Origin of the sequence: Gluconacetobacter sp., from assembly GCF_047721585.1 — a bacterium.
Classification (GTDB): domain Bacteria; phylum Pseudomonadota; class Alphaproteobacteria; order Acetobacterales; family Acetobacteraceae; genus Gluconacetobacter; species Gluconacetobacter dulcium.
Map to the genome: position 1 here is coordinate 14097 of NZ_JBDNXE010000008.1, position 24145 is coordinate 38241.

Sequence of the window (24145 nt, forward strand, 5' to 3'; positions counted from 1 at the left end):
GGGATGGCGGTGGTCCGGCTGCTGGGCATCGATCCGGGCCTGCGTTTTACCGGCTGGGGCATGATCGACGTGGCGGGCAACCGCCTGAGCCACGTCGCCGACGGCGTGATCGCGACCGATGGGGACGCGGCGGTGCCCGACCGGCTGCGCTGCCTGCATGACGGGTTGATGGACCTGGTGCATCGGTTCGAACCGGCCGAGGCGGCGGTGGAGGAAACCTATGTCAACCGCAACGGGTCCTCGACGCTGAAGCTGGGCTATGCGCGCGGGGTTGCGTTGCTGGTGCCGGCGCTGGCCGGAATCGCGGTTTCCGAATACGGTGCCATGGCGGTGAAGCGGGCGGTGGTCGGCACCGGTGCCGCCAGCAAGGAGCAGGTGGAGATGATGGTGCGCCGTCTTCTGCCCACGGCGACGATCAAGCGGGCCGATGCCTCGGACGCGCTGGCGGTGGCGATCTGCCACGCGCATCATCGCGCCAGCGCCCTGCGCGTGGCGGCGGGGACGCGCACGGCATGATCGCGCAACTGACCGGGCTGGTCGGGCAGATCGAGGCCGATCGCTGCGTGGTCGATGTGCATGGCGTGGGCTATCTGGTTCATGCTTCGACCCGCACCCTTTCCGCGCTGGCGCGGCCGCCCGAAATCTCCCGCGTGTTGGTCGAGACCGTGGTGCGGGAGGATGCCTTCCTGCTCTACGGCTTTGCCGATGCGGCGGAGCGGGACTGGTTCCGGCTGCTGACGACGGTGCAGGGGGTCGGGGCCAAGCTGGCGCTGGCGATTCTCTCGGCGCTTTCGCCCGCCGATGTTGCGGCCACCATCGCGGCGGCGGACAAGGCGGGGCTGACGCGGGTTTCGGGCGTGGGCGCACGGCTGGCCGAGCGGATTCTGTCCGAACTGCGTGACAAGGCGGGCAAGCTGCCTGTTGGCGCGGGCATCGTGCTGCCGGTGGCACCGGCCTCGGCCGGGGTCGAGGGCGATGTGCTGCTGGCGCTGGCGGGGCTGGGTTTCCGCCGGGCCGAGGCGCAGCCGGTGGTGGCGCGGATTCTGGCACGGCTGAAGGAGGCCGGGGCCGGGCAGGAAGGTGATCTGGACGTGGTGATCCGTGAAAGTCTGCGGGATCTGGCGCGATGAGCGATCTGCCTCCGCGCGCGGTCGATCCGGGACGCATGGACGAGGACGCGGGCGAGGTCGGGCTGCGGCCGCAGACACTTGAGGATTTTACCGGGCAGAAGGCCAGCCGCGAAAATCTGGCGATCTTTATCGCCGCCGCCCGCGCGCGGGGCGAGGCGATGGACCATGTGCTGCTGCATGGGCCGCCGGGGCTGGGCAAGACGACGCTGGCGCAGATCGTGGCGCGCGAACTTGGGGTGGGGTTCCGCGCCACCTCGGGGCCGGTGATCCAGCGCGCGGGGGATCTGGCGGCGATCCTGACCAATCTGCAGCCGCGCGATGTGCTGTTCATCGACGAGATCCATCGCCTGCAACCGGCGATCGAGGAAGTCCTGTATCCGGCGATGGAGGATTTCCAGCTCGATCTGATTATCGGCGAGGGGCCGGCCGCGCGATCGGTGCGGATCGACCTCTCACCCTTTACCCTGGTGGCGGCGACCACGCGGGCCGGGCTGCTGGCGACGCCGTTGCGCGACCGCTTCGGGATTCCGCTGCGGCTGGTGTTCTACACGGCCGAGGAGTTGCGGCAGATCGTCTCGCGCGGGGCGCGGAAGCTGCAATTCGACCTGACGCCGGAGGGGGCGGAGGAGATCGCCCGCCGTTCGCGCGGGACGCCGCGGATTGCCGGGCGCCTGCTGCGGCGGGTGCGCGACTTTGCCTCGGTCGCGCGGCCGGGGCCGGTGGACCGGGTGCTGGCCGATGCGGCCCTCTCGCGGCTGGAAGTCGATTCGCTGGGGCTGGATGCGATGGACCGGCGCTATCTGCGCCGGATCGCCGAATTTCACCATGGCGGCCCGGTGGGGGTGGAGACGCTGGCGGCGGCGCTGGCCGAGGCCCGCGACACGCTGGAAGATGTGGTGGAGCCCTATCTGATCCAGGAAGGGCTGGTGCTGCGGACCAGTCGTGGGCGGATGCTGGGTGAGCGCGGATGGCGCCATCTGGGGCTGCAACCGCCCGCCCGGCAGGCCGATCAGGGCGATCTTTTGCAGGGAGAGGACAGATGAAGCACAGCATCCCGTTTCGCGTCTATTACGAGGATACCGACGCGGGGGGGGTTGTCTATCATGCCCGCTATTTCGCCTTTGCCGAGCGGGCGCGGACCGAGGCGATTCGCGGGTTGGGTCGTTCGGCGTTCTCGCTACTGGAAGAATACGGGCTGGCCTTCGTCATCCATCGCGCGACCATCGACTACAAGCGGCCGTTGCGACTTGACGATGTCGTGACCGTCACGACCCGGCTGGTCGAGCAGGGGTCGGCCAGTTGCCGGCTGGAGCAGGAATTCCTGCTGGACGGCAAATGTTGCGCGCATCTGGACGTGCGACTGGCCTGCGTGCGTGCCGCCGACGGCCGGGCTACCCGATTTCCGCCTTTATGGCGTGATCTTCTGATCGGATTGCTGGATTAGGGCGAGGCGTTTCCCGCGTTTCTGTCCGGAAGAAAATTTTTCCGCGCGGCGTATGTGTCCCGCCGTGGGGTGCTTCTGCTTTCTTCTGGAAGCCTATAAGGAACAGTATGGAAAGCAGTGTCGGACTGCCCCGACTCGGCGTCGGGAGGCGGTGCTGAAGCTGCGTGCGGAAGGTGCAGGAGGCGTTTTTGGACCAAGCGGTTAACGCGGCGAATCTGGGCGCGGCGGCGTCCGACCTGTCGCTGTGGAGTTTGTTTCTGCACGCGGCGATCGTCGTCAAGCTGGTGATGATCGGCCTGGCGGTCAGCAGCATCGTCGTGTGGGGTATCATCTTCGACAAGATCGTGACCCTGCGTCGCGTGAATCGCGAAGCGTCGGCGTTCGAGGACAAGTTCTGGTCCGGCGGCAGCCTGGACGACCTGTATGAATCAGACGGCGCCAAGCCGCTGCATCCGATGGCGGCCGTGTTCGGCGCCGCGATGGGCGAATGGCGCCGCTCGGCGCGCATCGCCGGCATCGATCTGGCGCGCGGCGGGGTGAAGGAGCGCGTGGATCGCGCCATGAACATCACCATCACGCGCGAGATGGAGCGGCTGGGTCGCTGGATGATCTTTCTGGCCACGATCGGGCCGGTGGCGCCGTTCATCGGTCTGTTCGGCACGGTGTGGGGCATCATGCATGCGTTCGGGTCGATCGCGGCGATGCACAACACCAACCTGGCCGTCGTGGCCCCCGGTATTTCCGAGGCGCTGTTCGCCACCGCCATCGGCCTTGTGACCGCCATTCCGGCGGTGATCGCCTATAACGTCATCAGCAACAGTCTGGGCCTGTTCGAGGACCGGATGGCGGCGTTCGGTACCGAATTCGCCGCGATCCTGTCCCGCCAGTCCGAAGAAAGGGGCTGAATCATGGGCGTTTCCCTCGGTGGAGGGGGCGGCCGCCGCGGGCGTCGCCGCCCCATGTCGGACATCAACGTCACCCCGCTGGTCGACGTCATGCTGGTGCTGCTGATCATCTTCATGGTGACGGCACCGATGATGACCAGCGGCGTGAATGTCGACCTGCCGAAGACCGACGCGGCGCCGGTCAATGCCGATACCAAGCCGATCACGGTATCCATCCGCAGTGACGGGTCGCTGTATCTGGGTGACAACCCGGTGTCGGCGGACCAGTTGCTGGACCAGTTGCGCGCGGCTGCCCAGAACGATCCGTCGCATCGCATCTTCGTGCGCGGCGATTCGCATATCGATTATGGGCGCGTGATGGAGGTCATGGGCCGTATCACGTCCGGCGGCTTCACCCATGTCGCCCTTCTGGCCCAGCAGCCGCCTTCGGGCGGCGGCGCGCCCTGACCGCCATCGGGTAGGAGAGCCGCCGTCGTGGTTCCGCCGCGTCGTTCCGAACGCAAGCTGATGCGGCGATCGATCGTCGTATCGGGCGTTGCGCATATGGTGCTGCTGACGGTCATGCTGCTGGGCCTGCATGTGCCCGTGCCGCCCGAGCCGCCGCCGCCGCCGACCATCGAGATGGAGTTTGCACCGTCGGATAGCGGCGGCACGCCGCACAAGGCCGACAAGCCGGCGCCCAAGCCCGCGCCGGCTCCGGCCCCGGTGCCGCAGGATGCTCCGCCGGCGCCCACGCCGCCGGTGAAGGCGCCGAACGAGGAGGCCCCGCCGCCGCCTCCGCCGCCGCCGCCGATTCCTCCGCCGCCGGAGACGCCTCCGCAGAAGCTGCCCGACACCCCGGTGCCGCCCAAGGTGCAGCAGCCGTCGCCCGATGCCGTCCCGGCACCGCCGACCCTGCCGTCGCCGCCCGTGCCCTCGCATGAGACGGCGCCGCCGTCGCCGCAGCCCGAGCCCGCGCCCCTGCCCAAGATGCAGCAATTCTCGCACATCACGCAGCCGAACGAGGCGAAGAAGGCGGTGCCGGATTCTCATTCGCTGCTGGCGACGCTGGATGCGTTCCGGGCCGACCAGAAGCAGACCCATCCGCCGAAGGCGCGGGCCAATCCGGTGCAGGGCGGTGCGCCCGACGGTGGTGGCGCGCCCGATGGCGACATTACCAGCGCGCTGAGTTCGGCCCAGCAGAAGGCGATCGGGAATGCCGTGCGCCGTTGCTATACCGAGGATACGGCGGCGAAGGACTATGCGCAATTCGTCGCACATCTTGTGGTGACGGTGGATGGTACGGGCATGGCCCGCATCGTACAGTTCGCGCCCGAGACCCAGGCGCGGATGGCGGGGGATTCGTCCTATCGCGCGTTGGCCGAGCGGGCGCGGGCGGCGGTGCTGAGCCCGACCTGCGCGCAATTGCCCATACCCAAGGCGATGCTGGGGCAGACCCAGCAGCTTAAATTCGTTTTCCGTCCGTGAGGCAGCCCAGGCGCTGCTCGGTCGGTGCCTTCGAGGAGAAGACCATGCGTTCGAGTGAACTTCCGCTGATTTCCGATGCCGAGGCCTCGGTGCTGGCGACCTATTTCGGCCGTCGGGCCTTGCTTGGGACCGGTTGTGTCGCTGCCGGGGTTCTGGCAATGCCGTTATCCGCCCTGGCCCAGACGGCGCCCGGCGCGTCGGGCGATGCGGAAATTACGGTGGATCAGGCGCGCACGGCGCCGATTCCGATCGTCATTCCGGTGCTGGGCGGCGATGCCGGGCAATTGGTGAGCAGCGTGATTTCGGGCGATCTGGGCAATTGCGGCCTGTTCTCGCCCATCAATGGCGCGCTGCCGGTGGGGGTGCCGGATTTCGGCACCTATAAATCGCTGGGTGCGCGGGCGCTGGTCAGCGGCACCGCGACCACGGGCGGCGGTGGGCTGCGCGTCGAGTTCCGGCTGTGGGACGTGCTGACCGGGCAGCAGATCCAGGGCACCGCCTACACCGCGGGGGCCGGGGATGCGCGCAAGATCGCCCATATCATCGCCGATGTGATCTATGAGCGGCTGCTGGGCGAGAAGGGGTATTTCAACTCGCGAATCGCCTATATCGCCCGGTCCGGCCCGCGTGCGCACCAGATCACCCGGCTGGCGATCATGGACCAGGACGGCGCCAACAGCCATTACCTCTCCGGTGGCCAATGGCTGACCCTGACCCCGCGTTTCAGCCCGGTCAGCGAACAGTTGGCCTTCATGTCCTACGCCAATAACCGGCCGCGCGTGTATGTGCTGAACCTTGCGACCGGGCGGCAGCAATTGCTGGGTGATTTCGACGGGATTTCGTTCGCACCGCGCTTTGCCCCCGATGGGCGGACGGTCGTGATGTCCGTTACGCGCGGGGGGGGATCGGACATCTATACGGTCGATCTGGCCTCACGCGCCAAGCGGCAGCTCACCAGTTCCGGCGCCATCGATACCAGCCCCTGTTACAGCCCGGACGGGTCGCAGATCGTCTTCAACTCGGATCGCGGGGGTACGCCGCAGCTTTATATCATGAGCGCGGGCGGTGGCGGTGCGAAGCGGATTTCCTATGGGAACGGGACGTACGGCTCGCCGGTCTGGTCGCCGCGTGGCGACCTGATCGCCTTTACCCGCATCGCGAACGGCAGCTTCTCGCTGGGCGTGATGGCACCTGATGGTACCGGCGAGCGAATACTGACCCAGGGCTTTACTGTGGATACTCCGACGTTCTGCCCCAATGGCCGGGTATTGGCCTTCTGCCGCCAGACGGCGGCGGGGTCCGGAGGGGCCGGGTTCTCGTCCTCGATCGGCACGATCGATATTACCGGCTTTCATGAGCGGTCGATCCCGGCCGTTGGCATGTCGTCAGATCCGGCCTGGTCGCCGCTGAACGGCTGAAAACGCGACCGAAATAGCGCATTACTGTGCTTTTCAGGCCGATCTGCAAAACAAGATGCCCGGCATGTGTTACGGGCATCTTGACGGTCTGTCATGTCTGGCGGTAACGGGCGGATGGGCTCCACGGTCTCGCATAGTTTCGTCGTTGGGTTGTTGACGGAACAAAACGAGTGTCGGAACCAGATAACGCTTACCGGCAACTTAATCATATGGTTCCGTGCGGGAACCGATCTCAGGATCTAAAACCAATGAGACTGAAGCTTCTTGGTGCGCTTGGCATGGCCGTGTTTCTCGCGGCGTGCTCGGATGATACGAACAAGGGCGCCACGACCGGTACCGGCGCCGCCGCTCAGACGACTGGCGTGACGCCGGGCAGCGAAGCCGATCTGGTCGCCAATGTCGGCGATCGCGTCTTCTTCGAACTGAACAAGAACAACCTGTCCAGCGAAGCTCAGGCGACTCTGGACCGTCAGGCCGCCTGGCTGGCGAAGTATCCGCAGGTGACCGTGCAGCTCGCCGGCAACTGTGACGATCGTGGCACCGAAGAGTACAACATCGCCCTGGGCGAGCGTCGTGCCAACGCGGCGCGCGATTACCTGGTGGCCAAGGGCGTTGCCGCCTCGCGCATCACGACGATTTCCTACGGCAAGGATCGTCCGACCGCGACGGGTGACGACGAGGAAGCCTGGGCGCAGAACCGTAACAGCATCACGTCGGTTCGCTGAGCGAACCGGCCGAAGCATTCGTTCGGCTGAAGGAAGCCGGCCAGGTATTGACCTGGCCGGCTTTTTTATTGCCGGCGTGACGCACGGTCTCTTCTTCATTGTCCGGGTGCGTGATCTCTTCACGGCTTTGGAGCAGGCGTGCATAAGAAGGTGGTTGTGACCTCCGGTGCTCGGCATTGGTCCGGGCCGGCGGTGGTGCGTTCATGGAGACATCCATATCATGCGGTCTGTTGCCTTCCGCTCTTTTTCGCCGTTTCGACATCGTGGGGGCTTGCCGCCGCGCGCGAAGGGGCTGGTGATCCTGACTTTGCTGGCCGGCCTGTCGCCGCTGGCGGTACAGGCGCAGGACACCGAGCAGATGACGAGTCGCGAAGGGATCGCGTTGCAGAACCAGATCATGGATCTGCGCCAGCAGCTTTCACAGATGCAGTCGGCGGTGCCTGGCGGGCAGGGTGGTGGCATCCTTCCGCCGCCCATGCCCGAAGGGGGGGGCAGGAGCGGCAATGGTGGGTCGTCGGCGGCCGGTGGCGACCTGACCGCGCAGTTGCTGGACCGGGTGATGACCCTGGAGCAGCAGGTGCGCGACATGCGCGGGCAACTCGATCAACTGACCAACCAGGTGCAGCAGCAGAATGCGACCCTGGCGAAGCAGATCGACGATATGAATTTCGCCATGCAGAATGGGGGCCATCCGTCGCCCAGGCCCGCGGCATCGGCGGCGCCCGATGCCACCGCTGAGACTGACGGCGGCGGAGGAGATGCCGCGCCTCCGGTCAAGCGCACGCCCGACATTGTGCTGAAGGATGGCAATGCCGCCCTGATGCGTGGCGATTATGCCGGTGCCCAAAGTGCTGCCAAGCAGGTGCTGGCCGGCCCGAAGGGACCGTTGCAGATCGACGCGCAATTCCTGCTGGCGCAGTCGCTGGCCGGGCAGAAGCAGTATCGCCAGTCGGCCGTAGCCTATTACGATACCTATAACCGTTCGCCGCGTTCGGGCCGGGCTCCGGATGCGCTGCTGGGGGTGACGGCGTCGCTGCTCGCGATGGGGGACAAGAATTCGGCGTGTCAGGCCCTGGCCAAGCTGAAGAGCGAGTTTCCGTCGCCAGCGCCGCGCGTCAAGACGGCGGAGACGGCCTATCGCACCCGCGCGGGATGCCACTGAGCGGCTTTGATGCGGGTCTGACTGGCGGTTGCTCCGTCGGGGTGCTGGATGACGGTCGTTTCGCCGCCATCATGGCGGGGCTGGGGCCGTGGCTGCCCGACGGGATGGGCATGCCCGAAATCGGCATCGCGGTGTCGGGCGGGGCGGACAGTCTGTGTCTTGCCTATCTCGCGGGACGGTGGCGGCGTGCGGTGCGCGCATTCATCGTGGATCACGGGTTGCGGCCGGCGGCTGCCGCCGAAGCGTGCCTGACGCGCGATCGTCTGGCCCGCCTGGGGATTCCCGCCCAGATTCTTGTGTTGGAGGGGCTGCGGTCCGGCCCCGGCGTGGCAGACCGGGCGCGGCGCGCCCGCTATGCGGCGTTGTCGGCCGCATGTCGCCGGGCCGGGATCGTCGATCTGCTGCTGGGCCATCATGCGGGCGATCAGGCGGAAACCGTGCTGATCCGGCGGCGTGCCGGCAGCGGGCCGGACGGTCTGGCGGGCATGGGCGCGGTGACGTTTACCGGGGATTTGCGTCTGGTGCGCCCGTTACGTGACATCGAACCGGCGATCTTGCGTGGCACGTTGCGGTGCGCGGGGCTTGAATGGGTGGAAGACCCTTCGAATGCGGACCTGCGCGCCGAGCGTGCCCGTCTGCGTGCCGGGCTTTCCGCCGATGCGTCGGCTGTGTCGCTGCTTTGTTCGGAGGCAGGGCAGGCCGGGGCCGCGCGTATGGCGCGTGATGCCGGGCAGGCGTTGCGGTTGGCCCGGGGGGTGACGGTTGCCGAAGGCGGCTGGGTCGCGCTGGCGGAGGACCCCGCCTGCCCACGCACTATGGCCTTTCTGCTGCGTGCGGTGTCGGGGCGGGATTATCTGCCGCCCTCGCGGGCAGTGGCGGCGTTGTGCGCGAATCCGCGCCCTGTCACGCTGGCGGGGGCTTGCCTGGTCGAGGCGAGCGCGGCCTTGCGCCGGACGGGGCTACGCTGGCTGCTGCTACGCGAGGAGGCGGCGATGCAGGTGCCGATGCCGGCGGAGGTGGGCCGTGTGTGGGACGGGCGTTTCGTGCTGTCGGCGCCGTCTGGGGTCGATCTGCGGGGCGTGACGCTGGGGGCCGCCGGACCGTCGGGACGATGGATGGTGCCTGCCGACTGGAGGACGCCGTGGCCTGCCCGTGCGCTGCGCACCCTGCCGGCCCTGTTTCGTGCCGGGAGGGTTGTAGGCGTTCCGACGATGGGGATCTGTCATGATCCCGCCCTTTCCGGAGTGCGGCTGACGCTGATGCCCGGTGCGGTGGCGGCCGAGGCGGCGCGATTTGTGGGGGGGGGCAGTTGACCGGTCGGCAGGCGGATTTTCGCGCCCCGGAGGCAATAAAGACCCTGGTGGGGGTGTGAATGTCCCACGAAGGGCCTATGTATGACTAAATTGAGGAAGAGAAGGCGTCTGGCTGCCGGTCAGAAGGAAGCCTTACCTGCGTGTTTCGGCACCAGGGGGAATCCGGGTGGCGTCAAGCGTATGGAACAATGGGCAAGATGAACAATTTTGGCCGGAACCTGGCCCTCTGGGTAATCATTATCGTACTGCTGCTGCTGCTGTTCAATGTCTTCCAGCCTGGAAGTACGCAGCATGCGGCGCAGCAACTCGCATATTCCGATTTCATCGGAGATGTGAATAACGGCCGCGTCCGCTCGGTCGTCGTGCAGGATCATAACATCTCCGGCACGCTGACGGACGGCACGTCGTTCGAGACCTATACCCCCCAGGATCCGACGCTGATCCCGCGCCTGACGGAAAAGGGCGTGGAGGTGATGGCGAAGCCGCAGGACAGCGATTCCAATCCGTTCCTGCGCTATCTGATCAACTACGCCCCGATCCTGCTGATGTTCGGCGCCTGGATCTTCATCATGCGCCAGATGCAGGCGGGTGGCGGCCGGGCCATGGGCTTCGGCAAGTCCCGCGCCAAGATGCTGACGGAAAAGCAGGGGCGCGTGACCTTTGAAGATGTCGCGGGCATCGACGAGGCCAAGGGTGAATTGCAGGAGATCGTGGATTTTCTGCGTGATCCGCAGAAATTCACCCGCCTGGGCGGCAAGATCCCCAAGGGCGTGCTGCTGGTCGGCCCGCCGGGCACCGGCAAGACGCTGCTGGCCCGTGCCATCGCCGGCGAGGCCAATGTGCCGTTCTTCACCATCTCGGGCTCTGATTTCGTCGAGATGTTCGTCGGTGTCGGTGCGTCGCGCGTGCGTGACATGTTCGAGCAGGGCAAGAAGGCCGCGCCGTGCATCATCTTCATCGACGAAATCGATGCTGTCGGCCGTCATCGCGGTGCCGGTCTGGGTGGCGGCAATGACGAGCGCGAGCAGACGCTGAACCAGATGCTGGTGGAGATGGACGGGTTCGAGAGCAATGAGGGCGTGATCCTGATTGCCGCGACCAACCGCCCCGATGTGCTGGACCCGGCCCTGCTGCGTCCCGGTCGCTTCGATCGCCAGGTGGTGGTGCCTAACCCGGATGTGGTCGGGCGCGAGAAGATCCTGCGCGTGCATATGCGCAAGGTTCCGCTGGCGTCGGATGTCGACCCCAAGGTGATCGCGCGTGGCACGCCGGGCTTCTCGGGCGCTGACCTTGCCAATCTGGTGAACGAGGCCGCGCTGATGGCTGCCCGCATGGGCAAGCGCACGGTCGCGATGCTGGAATTCGAGAACGCCAAGGACAAGGTGCTGATGGGCGCCGAGCGTCGCTCGCTGGTCATGAGCGAGGACGAGAAGAAGATGACTGCCTTCCATGAAGGTGGGCATGCGCTGGTCGCGATCATGACGCCGGGCGCCGACCCGGTGCATAAGGCCACCATCATTCCGCGCGGTCGTGCGCTGGGTCTGGTGATGAGCCTGCCCGAGGGGGACCGCTACTCCAAGAGCCGGGCGAAATGCCTGGGTGAATTGACGCTGGCCATGGGTGGCCGGGCGGCCGAAGAGATCATCTTCGGGGCGGACAATGTGTCGAACGGTGCTTCCGGAGACATCAAGATGGCGACCGATCTGGCGCGCCGGATGGTGTCCGAATGGGGCATGAGCGACAAGCTGGGCATGATCGCTTACGGCGATAACGGGCAGGAAGTGTTCCTGGGCCACAGCGTGACCCAGAACAAGAACGTGTCGGAAGAGACGGTTCGCGAGATCGACGACGAGATCAAGCGCCTGATCGACAGTGCGTATGCCCGGGCGCGGACCATGCTGATCGAGCATGTGGACGACCTGCATCGGCTGGCCAACGCATTGCTGGAATACGAGACGCTCTCCGGCGAGGAAATCCGCCAGGTGCTGCGCGGCGAGCCGATCGAGCGGGTGGTGGTGGATGATCCGATGCCGGAAAATCGCCGGTCTTCGGTTCCGCCGACGCCACCGGCCGCGCCGCTGCCCTCTCCGGGGGGCGGAGGTGGCCTCGATCCGGCTCCGGCGGCAGGCTGAAGCGGGCGTCTGGGCGCTGCGTTTGCAGGATGAAGTGGAAAACAGGCGGGGGTGTCTCCGTCTGTTTTCGTTTTATGGCCATGTCATGATGATGAGATGGAAACGTGATGGGCGCATTGCGGCTGCTTGAACCGGCGGGATTGGTGTTTGGGCAGGATGCCCACAGGGCGGTGGATGCGGGGTTGGCCCATTGGCTGGCTGGTGGGCCGGCGGCCTTTACCTTGGCGCGGCTGATCGAGGGCAATGAGGCCCGGATGGTTCGTGCGGGTGATCTGCCTGGCGATTGGCTGGATGTGCTGGCGCGGGTGTCCGCGCCGCTGCCCTCGGCGGACTTGCCGCCGGGCCCGCAGGTGATGGGAATCCTGAACGTCACCCCCGATAGTTTCAGCGATGGCGGCCGCCATTTCGGGGCAGAGGCGGCGATTCGGGCCGGTATCGCCATGATCACGGCGGGGGCGGGGTTGCTGGATATCGGTGGCGAGAGTACGCGCCCCGGTTCGGCTGTCGTGACTCCGGCGGAGGAATGGGCGCGCGTGGCGCCCGTTCTGGCGGAATTGCGGATTCAGTCCGATGTCGCGCTGTCGGTCGATACGCGCAATGCGCGTACCATGTCGGCCTCGCTTGGGGTGGGGGCGGCGTTGATCAACGATGTTTCGGCCCTGCTGCATGATCCGCATGCGCTGGCGGTGGTGGCCGATGCCGGCTGCCCCGTGGTGCTGATGCATATGCGCGGTACGCCCCAGACTATGCCGAATTTCGCCGTTTATGACGATGTGGCTGTCGATGTGACCTGCGAACTGGGCGAGCGGATCGACGAGGCGGTGGCGGCCGGTATTGCCCGCGACCGAATCATCGTCGATCCGGGGATCGGATTCGCCAAGAATGCCGCGCAGAATATCGACATGATCCGCCGCCTGCCGATCCTGGCCAATCTTGGATGCCGCGTGCTGCTGGGAACCTCGCGCAAACGCGTGCTGGGGGAAATGGCGGGCGTGCCGGTGGCGTCGGACCGCGATCCGGGCACGGTTGCAAGCAGCCTGCCGGGGCTGGAACTCGGTAATACCATCCTGCGGGTGCATAATGTTCCCGCCATGGTGCAGGCATTGCGGGTCTGGCAGGGATTGTGGACCTGCGATAAGCCGGAAAAGACGCAGGCGCGGTGAATCAGGGATAGCCGGAAGATGACCAAGACCAGAAAATTGTTCGGCACCGACGGGATTCGCGGTACGGCCAATCAGGACCCGATGACGGTGGAAATGGCCCAGAAGCTGGGACAGGCCGCCGGCCTGCGTTTTACGCGCGGGACACATCGGCATCGGGTGCTGGTTGGCAAGGATACGCGGCTCTCCGGCTATATGATCGAATGCGCGCTGGTATCCGGCTTTCTGTCGGCCGGGGTGGATGTGACGCTCGCCGGGCCGATGCCGACGCCCGCGATTGCGATGCTGACGCGGTCGCTGCGCGCCGATCTCGGCGTGATGATCTCGGCGTCGCACAATCCGTTCGGGGATAATGGCATCAAGCTGTTCGGGCCGGACGGATTCAAGCTTTCCGACGAGACCGAGGCCGAGATCGAGAGCCTGATGCGCGCGGACCTGGCGGGCCGGCTGGCGACGCCTGAGCGGATTGGCCGCGCTTCGCGCCTGAACGACGCGGCGGGGCGGTATATCGAGAATGCCAAGGCGTCGTTTCCACGCGGGCGGCGGCTGGATGGGCTGCGCATCGTCATCGACTGTGCCAATGGGGCGGCTTATCGGGTGGCGCCGACCGCGCTGTGGGAACTCGGGGCCGAGGTGATCCGGATCGGGTGCGAGCCGAACGGGGTGAATATCAACGAGAGTTGCGGTTCGACTCGGCCGGAGGCGCTGTGCGCGGCGGTGGTGGCGCATGAAGCCGATATCGGCATTGCGCTGGATGGCGATGCCGACCGGCTGCTGATCGCCGACGAGCAGGGGCGGTTGATCGACGGGGACCAAATCCTGGCCCTTATCGCCCGGTCCTGGAGCCGTCAGGGCAGGCTGAGTGCGAACAAGGTCGTGGCCACCGTGATGTCGAACATGGGGCTGGCGCGCTGCCTGGAAGGGCTGGGGCTGGAACTGGTGCGTACGGCGGTGGGTGACCGCTATGTGGTTGAGCGCATGCGCGAACTGGGCGTCAATCTGGGCGGCGAACAGTCGGGACACATGGTGCTGTCCGATTTCGCGACGACCGGTGACGGGTTGGTGGCGGCGTTGCAGGTTCTGGCGGTACTGGTCGAGGAGGGGCGGCCGGCCAGCGAGGTCTGTCGGGTGTTCACGCCCTTTCCGCAATTGCTGCGCAACGTGCGCTTCATCGGCAAGAGTCCGCTGCATGCGCCCGCGGTGGAGGAAGCGCGTCGGCTGGCGGAGGCCGAACTGGGGACGGCCGGGCGGCTGCTGTTGCGGGAAAGCGGGACCGAACCGCTGGTGCGCGTGATGGCGGAGGCTGAAGATCCGGCGCTGGTGGAGCGGGTGGTTGCCGGAATGTGCGCGGTGATCGGTTCCGCGCAGGAAGCGGCTTAGGGATTCCGTTCATGGCCATCATGAAGGGCCGTGTTCTGGTCATTGCCGGCAGTGATTCCGGTGGTGGGGCGGGCATTCAGGCGGATATCAAGGCTGTGACGGCGCTGGGTGGGTTTGCCATGACGGCGGTCTCGGCCCTGACGGTGCAGAATACGCTCGGCGTAAGCGGAATCCTGCCCGTACCACCCGATATTGTGGCGGCGCAGATGCGTTGCGTGCTGGACGATATCGGGGTGGATGCCTTCAAGAGTGGCATGCTGGATCGGGGCGAGGTGATCCGGGCCGTGGCGGCAGAGGTGCGTGCCTACCCGGATATTCCGTATGTGCTGGACCCCGTGATGGTGGCCAAGGGCGGATCGCGCCTGTTGCAGGATGACGCCGTGGACACGCTGATGCGACATCTGGTGCCGTTGGCCAGCCTGCTGACACCTAACCTGCCCGAGGCGGAAGTTCTGGTGGGCCATCCGATCCGCACCGTGGACGAGATGTGTCGGGCTGCGGAGACCCTGCGGCGCGCGGGGGCACGGGCGGTGCTGCTGAAGGGTGGACATCTGGAGGGCGATATCCTGACCGATGTGCTGTGCGAATCGTCGGGCATCGAACTGTTTTCGGATACCCGCCTGCATACCCGGCACACCCATGGGACTGGTTGCACGCTGGCGAGCGCGATTGCCGCCGGGTTGGCGCAGGGCCTGAGCTTGCGTGATGCTGTGGAACGGGCCCGGCGCTATCTGCGGGCCGCCATCGCGAGTGCGCCCGGCTATGGGGCCGGTGCGGGGCCGCTGAATCATGCCGTGACCGTCGAGCCGGCCTGGGGTGCTCGTGGCGGCTGAAGGACTGTTTGGAAAAGTGCCGATTTTAACGCCTGGAATTCCATTGACGTGGTGAAGGATCGAGCCCTCATCGAACCCGGCGGGGGCCTCGGCGGGAGTTGGCAAAATGGGTGTCGGCCGGAATGGTCGGTGGAAAGCCGACTGAGGGGGAGCCCTGAGACTGCCGCCAGCATTTAACGACAACAGACGCTTTCATACGCTTGGACCCTGAGGAGAGGCGCGGAGCCAACCGCGCGTCTGGCGGTGATCTTGGCGCATCGGAGCGGCCGTGTGGGCCTTGACCCTCGAGTATTTTTACCGAAAACCGGTTCGGTGTAATGCTATAATTTATTGTTTTAAAAGAATATTATCCTGTTTGAACGCGCGCATTCAAACAGGATCTGCTTTAGCCGAAATGCCCTCAGTTTGAAGTCAGGATCTGTTGATGGGGCCTGACGAGATTGTAGTCGGCGTAGCGGTTAGGGACTTCGGGGTCGAAAAGACCATCCGGCAGGCATCGGAAATGCTCTGGCGGCTTGACATAACATATTCGTGATCATGACGGTTTGATACCCTAACCCTTCCTAAAAGGATTGTTTGTGGAGGATTATACACCTATAGGTAGTAATTGTAGTCATAAACAATCAATGGTTGATGAACATGCGTGTCTTGCTCGTCGAGGGGAATGAGAGTGCGGCTCGTGGTACTTCCAGCACATTGCGCTCTGTTGGCTACATGATCGACCACGCCATGACCGGGCATGAAGCGGTCGAAATGCTCCGCCGTTACGATTATGATCTGGCATTACTTGAAATGGTTCTTCCAGATATTGACGGCTATGAAGTCCTGCGGGCAGCGAGGGCTGCGCGGCTCGATACACCCATCGTCGCGTTGTCCAGCCTGAATGGGGCGCAGGCGAAGGTCCGGGCCTTTTCAGCGGGCGCGGACGATTACATCACCCGGCCTTACGATACGCCGGAACTGGCTGCCCGCATCCAGGCCATCGTCCGCCGTTCGAAGGGATACAGCCAGCCGGTGCTACAGGCCGGAGTGGTCAGGCTTTCTCTGGACAGCCGCGAGGTTACGGTAAAGGGGCGGCTGGTCCATCTGACCGGCAAGGAATACATGATTCTGGAACTGCTCATGCTCCGAAGGGGCACGGTACTGAGCAAGTTCGCGTTTCTCGACCATCTCTATGGCGGGATGGACGAGCCGGAAATGAAGATCATTGATGTCTTTATCTGCAAGTTGCGGAAGAAATTGCAGATGGCCGGGGCAAAGGACGTGATCACGACCGTGTGGGGGCAGGGTTATATGCTGAGGGACGAAACCGATGGTGACACACCGTTGCCGCCCGCGATAATGAAGTTGCAAAGACCGTCCGAGGATCTGCCGTTGCTTGCTGCTATCTGATCACGCTCGGGGTATAAACGTATGAACCGGCATAGACGGGGGGGGCGTCAATGACGCTTCCGCGTGCCGCAAAAAAAAGCAGGGTCCGAAGACCCTGCAGTTTGCGTGATGATTCGATATGCGATGCCCCCATCGCCCTTTTCTTATGGCACAGGACGAGGGTATCGGCCTTGATTTGAGTCAAAGTCGGGTGAAAAGAAGGTAAGGTTTGAAAAGGGTTTTTCAGCAGGTAGTGGTGGAGACGCCGGACTGAGGCGCGGTGTTTCCCTGCATCAGGGCCAGCCCTTCGGCGACCGATACGAACTCTCCGCCGCGATCGATTCGCTCGTTGCCGAAACGGGTGGTGAACAGAGCGCGAACCGCCGGGACGAACGAGGTGCCGCCGGTGAGAAACACCCGGTCTATATCGGCTTCGCCCAGGCCCGCGCGCTCCAGCGCCGTAGTCACCGCGCCGTCGAACTGGGCCAGATCGGGGGCGATCCAGTGTTCGAACGCCGCCCGTGTGATCGTGCTGTCGATATGGATATCCTTGTGATGGAAGCGCAGGGTGGTACTGTCGGCGTGCGACAGTTCGGCCTTCGCGGTGCCGACGGCGCGATACAGGGCCTGGCCCTGCTGGTCGGCGACCAGGGTGGACAGCGCATGCAGGCGATCGGGCTCGGAGGCGGTGCGTGCCACGTCGCTGATTGCGCGCAGTGTGGCCGGCGTGCGCATCAGCGACAGGCGGTGCCAGCGCGCCAGGCTGGCGTACCATTCGATCGGCACCGGCAGAGGGGCACCCCCCATGATGCGGTAGGTGCTGTCTCGGCCCAGTTCAGGCGAGACGACGTTGTCGATGATCCGGTAGTCGAACTGGTCGCCTGCGATTCCTACGCCCGCATGGCCCAGTGGAACGGCGCGGCCGATTGCGGGGTCGAAGCGCAGGACCGAGAAATCGCTGGTGCCGCCGCCGAAATCGCCGACCAGGATCGTGGCCGGCGCGTCCAGCCGCCGGGCGAAGCGCCAGCCGGCGGCTTCGGGTTCCAGCGCCACCGCGATGCTGCGGAAGCCGGCTTCGGCGAAGCCGTCGCGCAGGCGCTGTTCGCCGAATGCATCATCGGGAGCGTCGCCGGCGAATTGTACAGGACGGCCGACCGTGGCATCGACCGTGGCGGGGTCGATGCCGACGGCGCGCATCAGTTCGGCGACGAAGAAGCCGACGAGGTTTTCCAGCGTCAGCCGCCGGCCCAGCAAACGCGTTTCGCGGAACGATGTCTGTGCAAGGTAGGATTTCATGGACATGATCAGGCGGCTTTCGGCCGGATCGTCCAGATAGGCATCGACGGCGGCGGCGCCAATGGCCTGATGAACTGCCAGGCGCCCGCGTTCTTCCTCCTGCCACAGGCATAGCAGAGTGCGGCAGGTCTCGGATTCGGGATGGCCGGGAAAGATAAAGCGTGTGGTGTGGGTTTCGCCGTCCGGGGTCGCGATGACGACGACGCTGTTGGTCGTGCCGAAATCGATGCCGACACGGGGGCGGAGCGCGGGGGCAGGAGAGATCATCGCGGGTGAATAAGGGCTGCGGATCGTGATGTCCATCCGCCTCCTGCCGTCCTATCCCGCGCGGCGGAAGGTCAGGTTCAGTCGGGTTCGGCCGGTCAGGGCATGGGTCTCTTCGGCCAGGGGATGGATGCCGTGATGGACCAGGCGGGCCGGTCCGCCCCATATTACGATGTCGCCGTGCTCCAGCGGGACGCGCCGTACCGGGTCGGTTCGGGCGGGACCTCCCCAGAGGAAGCGTGCCGGCAGGCCGAGGGAAACCGAGACGATCGGCTGGCTGAAATCGCGTTCATTGCGGTCCTGGTGCAGGGTGAGCCGTGTCCCGGGTTCGTAGCGGTTGATCAGGCAGGCATCGGGCAGGAAATCGGGGAAGCCGGCCACCATGGCGGCCTCGACCGCCATGGTGGCGAATGCGGCCGGCATCGCGGGCCAGGGCCGGGCTGTGAGGGGATCGTGGGACGTATAGCGATAGCCCCTGGCGTCGGAGACCCAGCCCAGCGCGCCGCAATTGGTCATGGCGACGGACATCGTCCGGCCGCCGGGTGTCGACATGCGGCGGAAGGGGGCGGTTCTGGCGATGCGTTCGATCAGGGCGAGCAGTTCGGGCGCCATGGCGCGGGCGCGCCCGGCCAGCAGCATCGCGCCCGGACCCAGCACGCGATCCCGCGCGCCGGACTGCAGGTCCAGGCCAGGGAGTGTGCCGACGGTGGCGGGCGGGGGGCGCGACATGTCGGGTCTTTCGGCTTCAGGGTCTGTCGGGCGGTACGCTGTCGCCGCTGCCCAGTGCGCGTTGCAGGAGCACGACATCCAGCCAGCGCCCGTGTTTGTAGCCGACCGATTGCAATGTGCCGATCGTGCGAAAGCCATGGCGTTCGTGCAGGCGGATGGACGGCGCGTTCGCACTGTCGCCGATAAGGGCCATCATCTGCCGGAAGCCTCGTGTTTCGCACTCCGCGATCAATGCGCCCAGCAGCGTCGTGCCGACTCCGCGCCCGGCAGCATCCTGGACCAGGTAGATGGAGTCTTCCACCGTATTGCGGTAGGCGACCCGCGGGTGGTACGGGCCGGCATAGGCGTAGCCGATCACCGAATCATCCTGCAGGGCCACCAGATAGGGGTAGTTCCTGGTGAGCAAGGCGTCCATGCGTCGTGCCATTTCCTCGGCGGAAGGCGGGTCGGTTTCGAACGACGCGCAGCCGTGCAGGACATGATGGGCATAGATCGCCGTGATTGCAGGAAGGTCCGTCGTGCGCGCGGCGCGGATCGTGACGATCGGAGGGGCGAGAGACATGCTGGCGGGTCCGGTTGGCTTGGCGGTGTGAACGTCTATGCGTCAATATAGATGGTATGGAAGAGCGTGATGAAATGTGTGACGGTTCGGTCTCGATGTCGATGGCGGCCCTGTCTGTACGTCCGGTCGTTCGGCAGGATGCGGAGATATTGATCCGCGCCAACCTGGATAGTCGTTCCTATCATGCCCCCTGGGCGCGACCGTTTATCGATCTGAATGGTTTTGAAAGCTGGTTTGCACGGTCCGTCACCGGGCCGGATGTCGGGCTGGCGGCATGGTATGGGAGCGATGATGATCCAGTGGGGGTGTTCACCTTCAGCCAGATCGTCATGGGCGCGTTTTGCAGTGCTTATCTTGGCTATTACGGGATGAAGGCGCACGCGCGGACTGGCCGGATGACGGATGCGCTGAGATTGGTATTGGATTACGGTTTTGATCGATTGAGCCTGCATCGGGTCGAAGCCAATATCCAGCCCGGCAATGTGGCGTCGATCGTGCTGGTCAGGCGTGCTGGGTTTCGGCAGGAGGGTTATTCTCCGCGTTATCTGAAGATAGACGGGGAATGGCGCGACCATGAACGATGGGCCGCCCTGGCCGAGGATCGGCCAGGGCGGCGACGGGGATCGCGGATAACGTTGCCGTCAGTTTAGCGTGGCAGGTGTCGGGGCCTTCAGGGTCGCGGCCAGGAAGGCTTCGCGCGCATCGTCGACATGAGCGCGCAGGATCGGGTCGGTCAGCATGTGGGTGCCGGGAAGCAGCAGCAAATTGTAGGGGCGGCCAGCGGTGATGAAGGCTTGCGTCATCTTCATCGTGTTTTCGAAATAGACGTTGTCGTCGGTCAGGCCGTGCATGATCAGCAGCGGACGGGACAGGGCGTGCGCGTAGGTCAGGACGTTGCTGACGCGGTAGCCGTCCGGATCGTCTTGCGGTGTACCCAGATAGCGTTCGGTATAGGCGGTGTCGTAATCGGCGAAATCGGCCGGTGGGGCGCCCGCGACGCCGGCCTTGAAGACGTCCGGTCGGCGGATGGTGGCCATGGCGGTGAAGTACCCGCCGAAGGACCAGCCATGGACGCCGACATGGTTCAGGTCCAGTTCGGGGTAGCGTCTGCCGAGCGCGGTCAGGCCGTCGATCTGGTCCTGGAGCGGCAGGTCGATCAGGTTGTTCTTGGTGGCCCGTTCCCAGTCATGGTCGCGGCCCGGTGTGCCGCGCCCGTCCACGCTGATGACGATGAAGCCGTGGTCGGCCATGCACTGGCTTTCAAGATACTGGCGCGGTGCATCCAGGACCTGCTTGTAGCCGGGGCCAGCATAGACCGACAGCACCACCGGATAATGCTGTCCCGGTTTGAAACCGGCCGGGCGGATGATCATGGCGTCCATGTCGCGGGTGCCGGCGCGGGTGTATTCGATATGAGGCGTCAGTGTGGGCGTTTCCGCAACGGCTGGAACGCTGGCCAAGACATGGCCGTCGGTGTCGCGCAGGGTCGTGACGGCGCTGCCGTCGGCTCCCGACAGGCTGTCGATGAAGCGCGTGTGGTTGCCATCGGCGAAGGTTGCGCCGTGTAACCCGGCTTCGGGCGTCAGCAGGACCGGCGCGCCACCTTGCAGGGGCAGACGGTAGATTGCAGTGCGAATCCGGTCGGGGTTGGCGGTGATGGTGACCGTGCCGGCTTTGGGGTCGACATCGTCCAGCGAAACGAAGGGCAGGCTGGCGGGCGTGATCGCGTGATTGAGTGTGCCGTCGGCGTGGCGCAGTTCCAGTTGCCAATGGCCGTTGCGCTCGGCGGCCCAGAGGAAGCCGCTGCCGTCCGGCAGCCAGCGGGGGAGGGAGCGGCCGCGTCCGTCGCCGGAGGGGCTGATATTGATCCAGGCGGGATCGCGTTCGATCAGCAAGGTGGTGGTCTGGCCGGTGGCGGGGTCGACGCGCAGGACCCGCTCCTCGGTCTGGACGCGGTTCAGCACCACCAGAGTCAGAGGGCCGTGTCCTTTGGGCCAGACGGCGCGTGCCAGATAGGGAAAGGCGGTGTTGTCCCACTGAACCCAGTGGGTGGGGCCGCCGTCGCGCGCGATCAGCCCCAGTCGGATGCGTGCGTTTGCCGTGCCGGCACGCGGGTAGCGGAATTCGACCGGTTGTGTGGCCGGGTGCTGGGGGTCGGTGATGTAATGTTTTTCGACGCCTGAGGAGTCGGCCTCCTCGTAGAGAATGGTCTGTCCGTCGGGTGACCACCACAGGCCGTCCGGCCGGGCCAGTTCCTCGGCGGCGGCAAATTCGGCCAGGCCGTGGGTCAGGGTTTCGGTGCCCCCGTGAGTCAGGCGCGTGATGTGTCCGCTGGCCAATGTCACGACATGGACATCGTTATCGCGCACCACCGCGGCATGAGTGCCGTCCGGTGATAGACGCGGGGCGATCCAGCCGCGTCCGGCGACGTCGGAGACCTTGCCGGTTGCAATGTCGATTTGCTTCAGGCGGTCGGCCTGGCTGACGAGCGCGGTTTGGCCGTTATCCGAAAGGGCGAAATCGGTAATGCCGGTGAGCGACATGCGAGCCCGTTCGCGCCGGGCTTTTTCCTCGACTGACAGGGATTCGGTGGCTGTCGGGCGGGCCAGTTCGGTCTCGGTGCCGCTTGCGGGGTCGAAATGCCAGAGATGCAGCGTGGTGTCACGCGGACCGCTGCGCAGGAACAGCACTGCGTGGCCATCTGGCGTGGGCTGCGCGTGGCGTGGCAGGCCCAGAGTGAAATTCCGTGTGGCAGCGAGGTCGGCGTAGCATTGGCCGAGGGGGGCAGCGTGTGCCGCAGCAGCCAGCAGTAGACCGGGCAGGGAGAGGGTTGCGCGCCGTATAAGGCGACGAGGCCGGAGGCCAAGGGAAAAAGGAAGCATGAGGAAGTCCGTCTGCATGTCGAAAGTACCCGACGATGAATTGACGGGGCGTCGGGCGCAAGCCGAGGTGCTTGCCCCTCGCCTGGTCGGGATCGTTTCGGTATGACACGAGGTGCCCGCCATGTGTTCGGGCAGGGAAGTCTCAAGCATGTCTACCGTCGCGCGGTTCCTGCCGCTGATTGTCATCGTTGCCATTCTGTCCTGGGCCAGTGCTTATCCTGTCGTGCGGATCGCGCTGCATGATCTGCCGCCGGTGCCGCTGGCCGCCGCACGCTATGCCATTGCGGCGATGCTGGCTGGGGGATGGCTGGCGTGGGTGCGGCCACCCTTGCCGGCGCGGGACGACTGGCTGCGTATCCTGGCGTGTGGGGCGATTGGGATCGCGCTTTATAATATCCTCTTCAATACCGGGGAAATGACCGTTTCGGCCGGTGCGGCCAGTTTACTGATTAGCGCGATGCCGCTGATTGCCGCCCTGATTGCGGTGGCGGTGATGGGCGAACGGCTGTCGGCCTGGGGATGGGCTGGGTCATTGTGCAGCTTTGCTGGGGTCGTGTTGATTGCCGGGGGGCAGGTGGGAGGGGTCTCACTCGGATCGGGAGCGACGCTCGTCTTCGGGGCGGCGATTTGCGGTGCGCTTTATACCACGTTGCAGAAGAGGCTAGTGCTACGTTACGGGGCGATGCCGACCATTTGCTATATTCTGATCGCCGGTGCGGTCTGTCTGAGTCCGTGGTTGCCGCAGGCGCTGAAGGTGTTGCCGGATGCGCCTGTGCGCTGTTGGTTGGCCGTGCTGGAGTTGGGAATCTTTCCTGCTGCCATCGGCTATGCAGCATGGGCGTTCGTCATCGGTCATATGGGGGCTGCGCGGGGAGCTGGCTTGCTGTATCTGCTGCCGCCGGCCACGCTGGTTCTGGCTTTTATCCTGACGGGTGAGATTCCGAGCCAGCGAACTCTGCTGGGTGGTGCGATTGTCATGGCAGGAGTGGTGGTGACAAATACTTACGGTCATCCACGCAGGCAGGTTATGTGATGGAATATAAGGTCTATGATAGCCTGAGAGCCTGACCGAAAATGCGGTCTGGTGAGCGAGAGTGGCCCGTCATGGGCGCGTCGGATCGCCACCAGGGCGCATATTCGGTCAGGCTCTGACATGAGCAGAGAAGAGTGAGTATCTGTTGATGCGTATCGCGGCGCTTGAGGGTGGTGATGAGCATCGTTAACGCTGCTCATCACCCAATTCATATATCCAGCGATCGGGAATATGATCGCTAGATCACTGTTCTGATGAGGAATATTTTGTTCAATTTTCTCTCACCGTGATGTGGCTATTTTATTTTTATAGCATACAACTGGTATAGCGGCATATTGGCTATAATTTGTAACCTGTTGCGATATATATTTGTAAATGCGTCTATTGCCGGCTTTGGAGTGTCGTTGAAGTCGTTGGAACAATATTTAGGATCGAACCAGAGATAGTCATCAAATACAAGAAAGCCGCCGACTTTCAGGAGGTCGAGAGCGAGGATCGCATCATACAAGACATCTTGAGATGTATGTGATCCATCCACGTAGATAAAGTCGAACTTGCCAGCATGGCCTTCTGATAAAAGTTTTATGAGATATTCTTTTGATTTCGATTTTATTTTATTTATATTTATACTATTTTTTGAATTTGAGATGAAAAAATCAATATTATTGTCAAATCGCTGTTCTACTTCATAGTCTTCCCAAATATCTATGCATGTTATATCTATGTCATTTTTCGCCTTTGCGATCATATAACAGGCTGATCTGCCTTCATGTGATCCGATTTCGAGAAAAAATTTGGGGGATTTCATAGAGGAAAATATAATATCCCATGAAGGAATACTCCTGCTGAACCAGTCTTCTGTGAAGGATGTCGTTTTCATACTGTCATATTCCTCGTGGAGAAAATAATTTTATGAAATAATGTATATATACGCATGAT

24 protein-coding genes are annotated in these 24145 nt (G+C 64.3%); 18 read left to right on the forward strand and 6 right to left on the reverse strand.

From position 1 onward, the window contains the following. Positions 1-9 precede the first annotated feature (9 nt). From ruvC to pal, 9 genes are all read left to right on the forward strand, one after another. Complete coding sequence (ruvC, locus tag ABF821_RS03210; protein WP_182972393.1) at positions 10-516, forward strand: crossover junction endodeoxyribonuclease RuvC; 507 nt, start codon at positions 10-12, stop codon at positions 514-516. After that, positions 513-1130 (forward strand): Holliday junction branch migration protein RuvA, encoded by a 618-nt coding sequence (ruvA, locus tag ABF821_RS03215; protein WP_182972130.1) that lies wholly within the window; start codon positions 513-515, stop codon positions 1128-1130. The genes ruvC and ruvA overlap by 4 nt, the downstream gene beginning before the upstream one ends. Next, positions 1127-2173, forward strand: a complete 1047-nt coding sequence (ruvB, locus tag ABF821_RS03220) for a Holliday junction branch migration DNA helicase RuvB (protein WP_415529007.1) — start codon at positions 1127-1129, stop codon at positions 2171-2173. The genes ruvA and ruvB overlap by 4 nt, the downstream gene beginning before the upstream one ends. Further along, the gene (locus ABF821_RS03225) at positions 2170-2574 is read left to right on the forward strand and encodes a YbgC/FadM family acyl-CoA thioesterase (RefSeq protein WP_415529008.1); all 405 of its coding nucleotides are present in this window, start codon (positions 2170-2172) and stop codon (positions 2572-2574) included. Before ruvB ends, ABF821_RS03225 begins: the two co-directional genes overlap by 4 nt. A gap of 188 nt (positions 2575-2762) precedes the next feature. Next, a complete protein-coding gene (tolQ, locus tag ABF821_RS03230; RefSeq protein ID WP_182972128.1) occupies positions 2763-3479 on the forward strand; it encodes a protein TolQ in 717 nt (238 codons plus the stop codon). Between the two features lie 3 nt (positions 3480-3482). Next, a complete protein-coding gene (gene tolR, locus ABF821_RS03235; protein WP_114726577.1) occupies positions 3483-3926 on the forward strand; it encodes a protein TolR in 444 nt (147 codons plus the stop codon). 27 nt (positions 3927-3953) lie between these two features. Then, complete coding sequence (locus ABF821_RS03240) at positions 3954-4946, forward strand: energy transducer TonB (protein WP_114726578.1); 993 nt, start codon at positions 3954-3956, stop codon at positions 4944-4946. Positions 4947-4990: 44 nt separating this feature from the next. After that, a complete protein-coding gene (gene tolB / locus ABF821_RS03245) occupies positions 4991-6364 on the forward strand; it encodes a Tol-Pal system beta propeller repeat protein TolB (protein WP_415529009.1) in 1374 nt (457 codons plus the stop codon). A gap of 248 nt (positions 6365-6612) precedes the next feature. After that, positions 6613-7089 carry a peptidoglycan-associated lipoprotein Pal gene (gene pal, locus ABF821_RS03250; protein ID WP_114726580.1) on the forward strand — a complete coding sequence of 159 codons (477 nt, stop codon included), beginning with the start codon at positions 6613-6615 and terminating at the stop codon, positions 7087-7089. Here pal and ABF821_RS03255 read toward each other — a convergent pair. Beyond that, positions 7073-7294, reverse strand: coding sequence for a hypothetical protein (locus ABF821_RS03255; RefSeq protein WP_182972125.1), 222 nt, complete (start codon positions 7292-7294; stop codon positions 7073-7075). The genes pal and ABF821_RS03255 overlap by 17 nt on opposite strands. A 15-nt stretch (positions 7295-7309) precedes the next feature. Here ABF821_RS03255 and ABF821_RS03260 point away from each other — a divergent pair, with 15 nt between their 5' ends. From ABF821_RS03260 to ABF821_RS03290, 7 genes are all read left to right on the forward strand, one after another. Continuing rightward, positions 7310-8251, forward strand: a complete 942-nt coding sequence (locus ABF821_RS03260) for a tetratricopeptide repeat protein (protein WP_246400697.1) — start codon at positions 7310-7312, stop codon at positions 8249-8251. Between the two features lie 41 nt (positions 8252-8292). Beyond that, on the forward strand, positions 8293-9564 hold the full coding sequence (tilS, locus tag ABF821_RS03265) for a tRNA lysidine(34) synthetase TilS (RefSeq protein ID WP_415529010.1): 1272 nt from the start codon (positions 8293-8295) through the stop codon (positions 9562-9564). Between the two features lie 197 nt (positions 9565-9761). Then, a complete protein-coding gene (ftsH, locus tag ABF821_RS03270) occupies positions 9762-11696 on the forward strand; it encodes an ATP-dependent zinc metalloprotease FtsH (RefSeq protein ID WP_114726699.1) in 1935 nt (644 codons plus the stop codon). Positions 11697-11803: 107 nt separating this feature from the next. After that, positions 11804-12859 carry a dihydropteroate synthase gene (folP, locus tag ABF821_RS03275; RefSeq protein ID WP_415529011.1) on the forward strand — a complete coding sequence of 352 codons (1056 nt, stop codon included), beginning with the start codon at positions 11804-11806 and terminating at the stop codon, positions 12857-12859. Between the two features lie 18 nt (positions 12860-12877). Next, complete coding sequence (gene glmM, locus ABF821_RS03280; protein ID WP_182974999.1) at positions 12878-14236, forward strand: phosphoglucosamine mutase; 1359 nt, start codon at positions 12878-12880, stop codon at positions 14234-14236. 20 nt (positions 14237-14256) lie between these two features. Continuing rightward, positions 14257-15069, forward strand: a complete 813-nt coding sequence (gene thiD, locus ABF821_RS03285) for a bifunctional hydroxymethylpyrimidine kinase/phosphomethylpyrimidine kinase (RefSeq protein WP_183009043.1) — start codon at positions 14257-14259, stop codon at positions 15067-15069. A gap of 639 nt (positions 15070-15708) precedes the next feature. Beyond that, positions 15709-16461: a response regulator transcription factor gene (locus tag ABF821_RS03290; RefSeq protein WP_182975009.1), complete on the forward strand. Its 753-nt coding sequence runs from the start codon at positions 15709-15711 to the stop codon at positions 16459-16461. Between the two features lie 222 nt (positions 16462-16683). Here ABF821_RS03290 and ABF821_RS03295 read toward each other — a convergent pair whose 3' ends face one another. Genes ABF821_RS03295 through ABF821_RS03305 form a run of 3 tightly spaced genes read right to left on the reverse strand, consistent with a single transcriptional unit; the run spans position 16684 to position 19291 of the window. Continuing rightward, complete coding sequence (locus tag ABF821_RS03295; protein ID WP_415529030.1) at positions 16684-18003, reverse strand: Hsp70 family protein; 1320 nt, start codon at positions 18001-18003, stop codon at positions 16684-16686. A 51-nt stretch (positions 18004-18054) separates the two neighbouring features. Further along, positions 18055-18729, reverse strand: a complete 675-nt coding sequence (alkB, locus tag ABF821_RS03300) for a DNA oxidative demethylase AlkB (protein WP_183008973.1) — start codon at positions 18727-18729, stop codon at positions 18055-18057. A gap of 16 nt (positions 18730-18745) precedes the next feature. Beyond that, the gene (locus tag ABF821_RS03305) at positions 18746-19291 is read right to left on the reverse strand and encodes a GNAT family N-acetyltransferase (RefSeq protein ID WP_183008974.1); all 546 of its coding nucleotides are present in this window, start codon (positions 19289-19291) and stop codon (positions 18746-18748) included. 74 nt (positions 19292-19365) lie between these two features. On the opposite strand from ABF821_RS03305, the gene ABF821_RS03310 reads away from it, so the two are divergent. Beyond that, positions 19366-19941 carry a GNAT family N-acetyltransferase gene (locus ABF821_RS03310; RefSeq protein WP_415529012.1) on the forward strand — a complete coding sequence of 192 codons (576 nt, stop codon included), beginning with the start codon at positions 19366-19368 and terminating at the stop codon, positions 19939-19941. Here ABF821_RS03310 and ABF821_RS03315 read toward each other — a convergent pair. Then, positions 19933-21981, reverse strand: coding sequence for a DPP IV N-terminal domain-containing protein (locus tag ABF821_RS03315; protein WP_415529013.1), 2049 nt, complete (start codon positions 21979-21981; stop codon positions 19933-19935). The two genes, ABF821_RS03310 and ABF821_RS03315, sit on opposite strands and share 9 nt — an antisense overlap. 340 nt (positions 21982-22321) lie before the next feature. Between ABF821_RS03315 and ABF821_RS03320 the strand changes: the two genes are divergently transcribed. Next, positions 22322-23206, forward strand: a complete 885-nt coding sequence (locus ABF821_RS03320) for a DMT family transporter (RefSeq protein ID WP_415529014.1) — start codon at positions 22322-22324, stop codon at positions 23204-23206. Between the two features lie 295 nt (positions 23207-23501). On the opposite strand, the gene ABF821_RS03325 is transcribed toward ABF821_RS03320, so the two are convergent. Then, on the reverse strand, positions 23502-24086 hold the full coding sequence (locus ABF821_RS03325) for a class I SAM-dependent methyltransferase (RefSeq protein ID WP_415529015.1): 585 nt from the start codon (positions 24084-24086) through the stop codon (positions 23502-23504). Positions 24087-24145 lie beyond the last annotated feature (59 nt).

What these genes read in the sequence shown, in the direction of transcription:
- thiD (WP_183009043.1), top strand. Translation starts at nt 14,257, where the DNA reads ATGAAGGGCCGTGTTCTGGTCATTGCCGGCAGTGATTCCGGTGGTGGG.
- alkB (WP_183008973.1), bottom strand. Translation starts at nt 18,729, where the DNA reads ATGTCGCGCCCCCCGCCCGCCACCGTCGGCACACTCCCTGGCCTGGAC.
- glmM (WP_182974999.1), top strand. Translation starts at nt 12,878, where the DNA reads ATGACCAAGACCAGAAAATTGTTCGGCACCGACGGGATTCGCGGTACG.
- ruvA (WP_182972130.1), top strand. Translation starts at nt 513, where the DNA reads ATGATCGCGCAACTGACCGGGCTGGTCGGGCAGATCGAGGCCGATCGC.
- ABF821_RS03320 (WP_415529014.1), top strand. Translation starts at nt 22,322, where the DNA reads ATGTCTACCGTCGCGCGGTTCCTGCCGCTGATTGTCATCGTTGCCATT.
- ABF821_RS03225 (WP_415529008.1), top strand. Translation starts at nt 2,170, where the DNA reads ATGAAGCACAGCATCCCGTTTCGCGTCTATTACGAGGATACCGACGCG.
- ABF821_RS03295 (WP_415529030.1), bottom strand. Translation starts at nt 18,003, where the DNA reads ATGATCTCTCCTGCCCCCGCGCTCCGCCCCCGTGTCGGCATCGATTTC.
- pal (WP_114726580.1), top strand. Translation starts at nt 6,613, where the DNA reads ATGAGACTGAAGCTTCTTGGTGCGCTTGGCATGGCCGTGTTTCTCGCG.
- ABF821_RS03260 (WP_246400697.1), top strand. Translation starts at nt 7,310, where the DNA reads ATGCGGTCTGTTGCCTTCCGCTCTTTTTCGCCGTTTCGACATCGTGGG.
- ftsH (WP_114726699.1), top strand. Translation starts at nt 9,762, where the DNA reads ATGAACAATTTTGGCCGGAACCTGGCCCTCTGGGTAATCATTATCGTA.
- ABF821_RS03325 (WP_415529015.1), bottom strand. Translation starts at nt 24,086, where the DNA reads ATGAAAACGACATCCTTCACAGAAGACTGGTTCAGCAGGAGTATTCCT.
- ABF821_RS03290 (WP_182975009.1), top strand. Translation starts at nt 15,709, where the DNA reads ATGCGTGTCTTGCTCGTCGAGGGGAATGAGAGTGCGGCTCGTGGTACT.
- ABF821_RS03255 (WP_182972125.1), bottom strand. Translation starts at nt 7,294, where the DNA reads ATGAACGCACCACCGCCGGCCCGGACCAATGCCGAGCACCGGAGGTCA.
- folP (WP_415529011.1), top strand. Translation starts at nt 11,804, where the DNA reads ATGGGCGCATTGCGGCTGCTTGAACCGGCGGGATTGGTGTTTGGGCAG.
- tolR (WP_114726577.1), top strand. Translation starts at nt 3,483, where the DNA reads ATGGGCGTTTCCCTCGGTGGAGGGGGCGGCCGCCGCGGGCGTCGCCGC.
- tolB (WP_415529009.1), top strand. Translation starts at nt 4,991, where the DNA reads ATGCGTTCGAGTGAACTTCCGCTGATTTCCGATGCCGAGGCCTCGGTG.
- ABF821_RS03305 (WP_183008974.1), bottom strand. Translation starts at nt 19,291, where the DNA reads ATGTCTCTCGCCCCTCCGATCGTCACGATCCGCGCCGCGCGCACGACG.
- ABF821_RS03310 (WP_415529012.1), top strand. Translation starts at nt 19,366, where the DNA reads ATGTGTGACGGTTCGGTCTCGATGTCGATGGCGGCCCTGTCTGTACGT.
- ruvB (WP_415529007.1), top strand. Translation starts at nt 1,127, where the DNA reads ATGAGCGATCTGCCTCCGCGCGCGGTCGATCCGGGACGCATGGACGAG.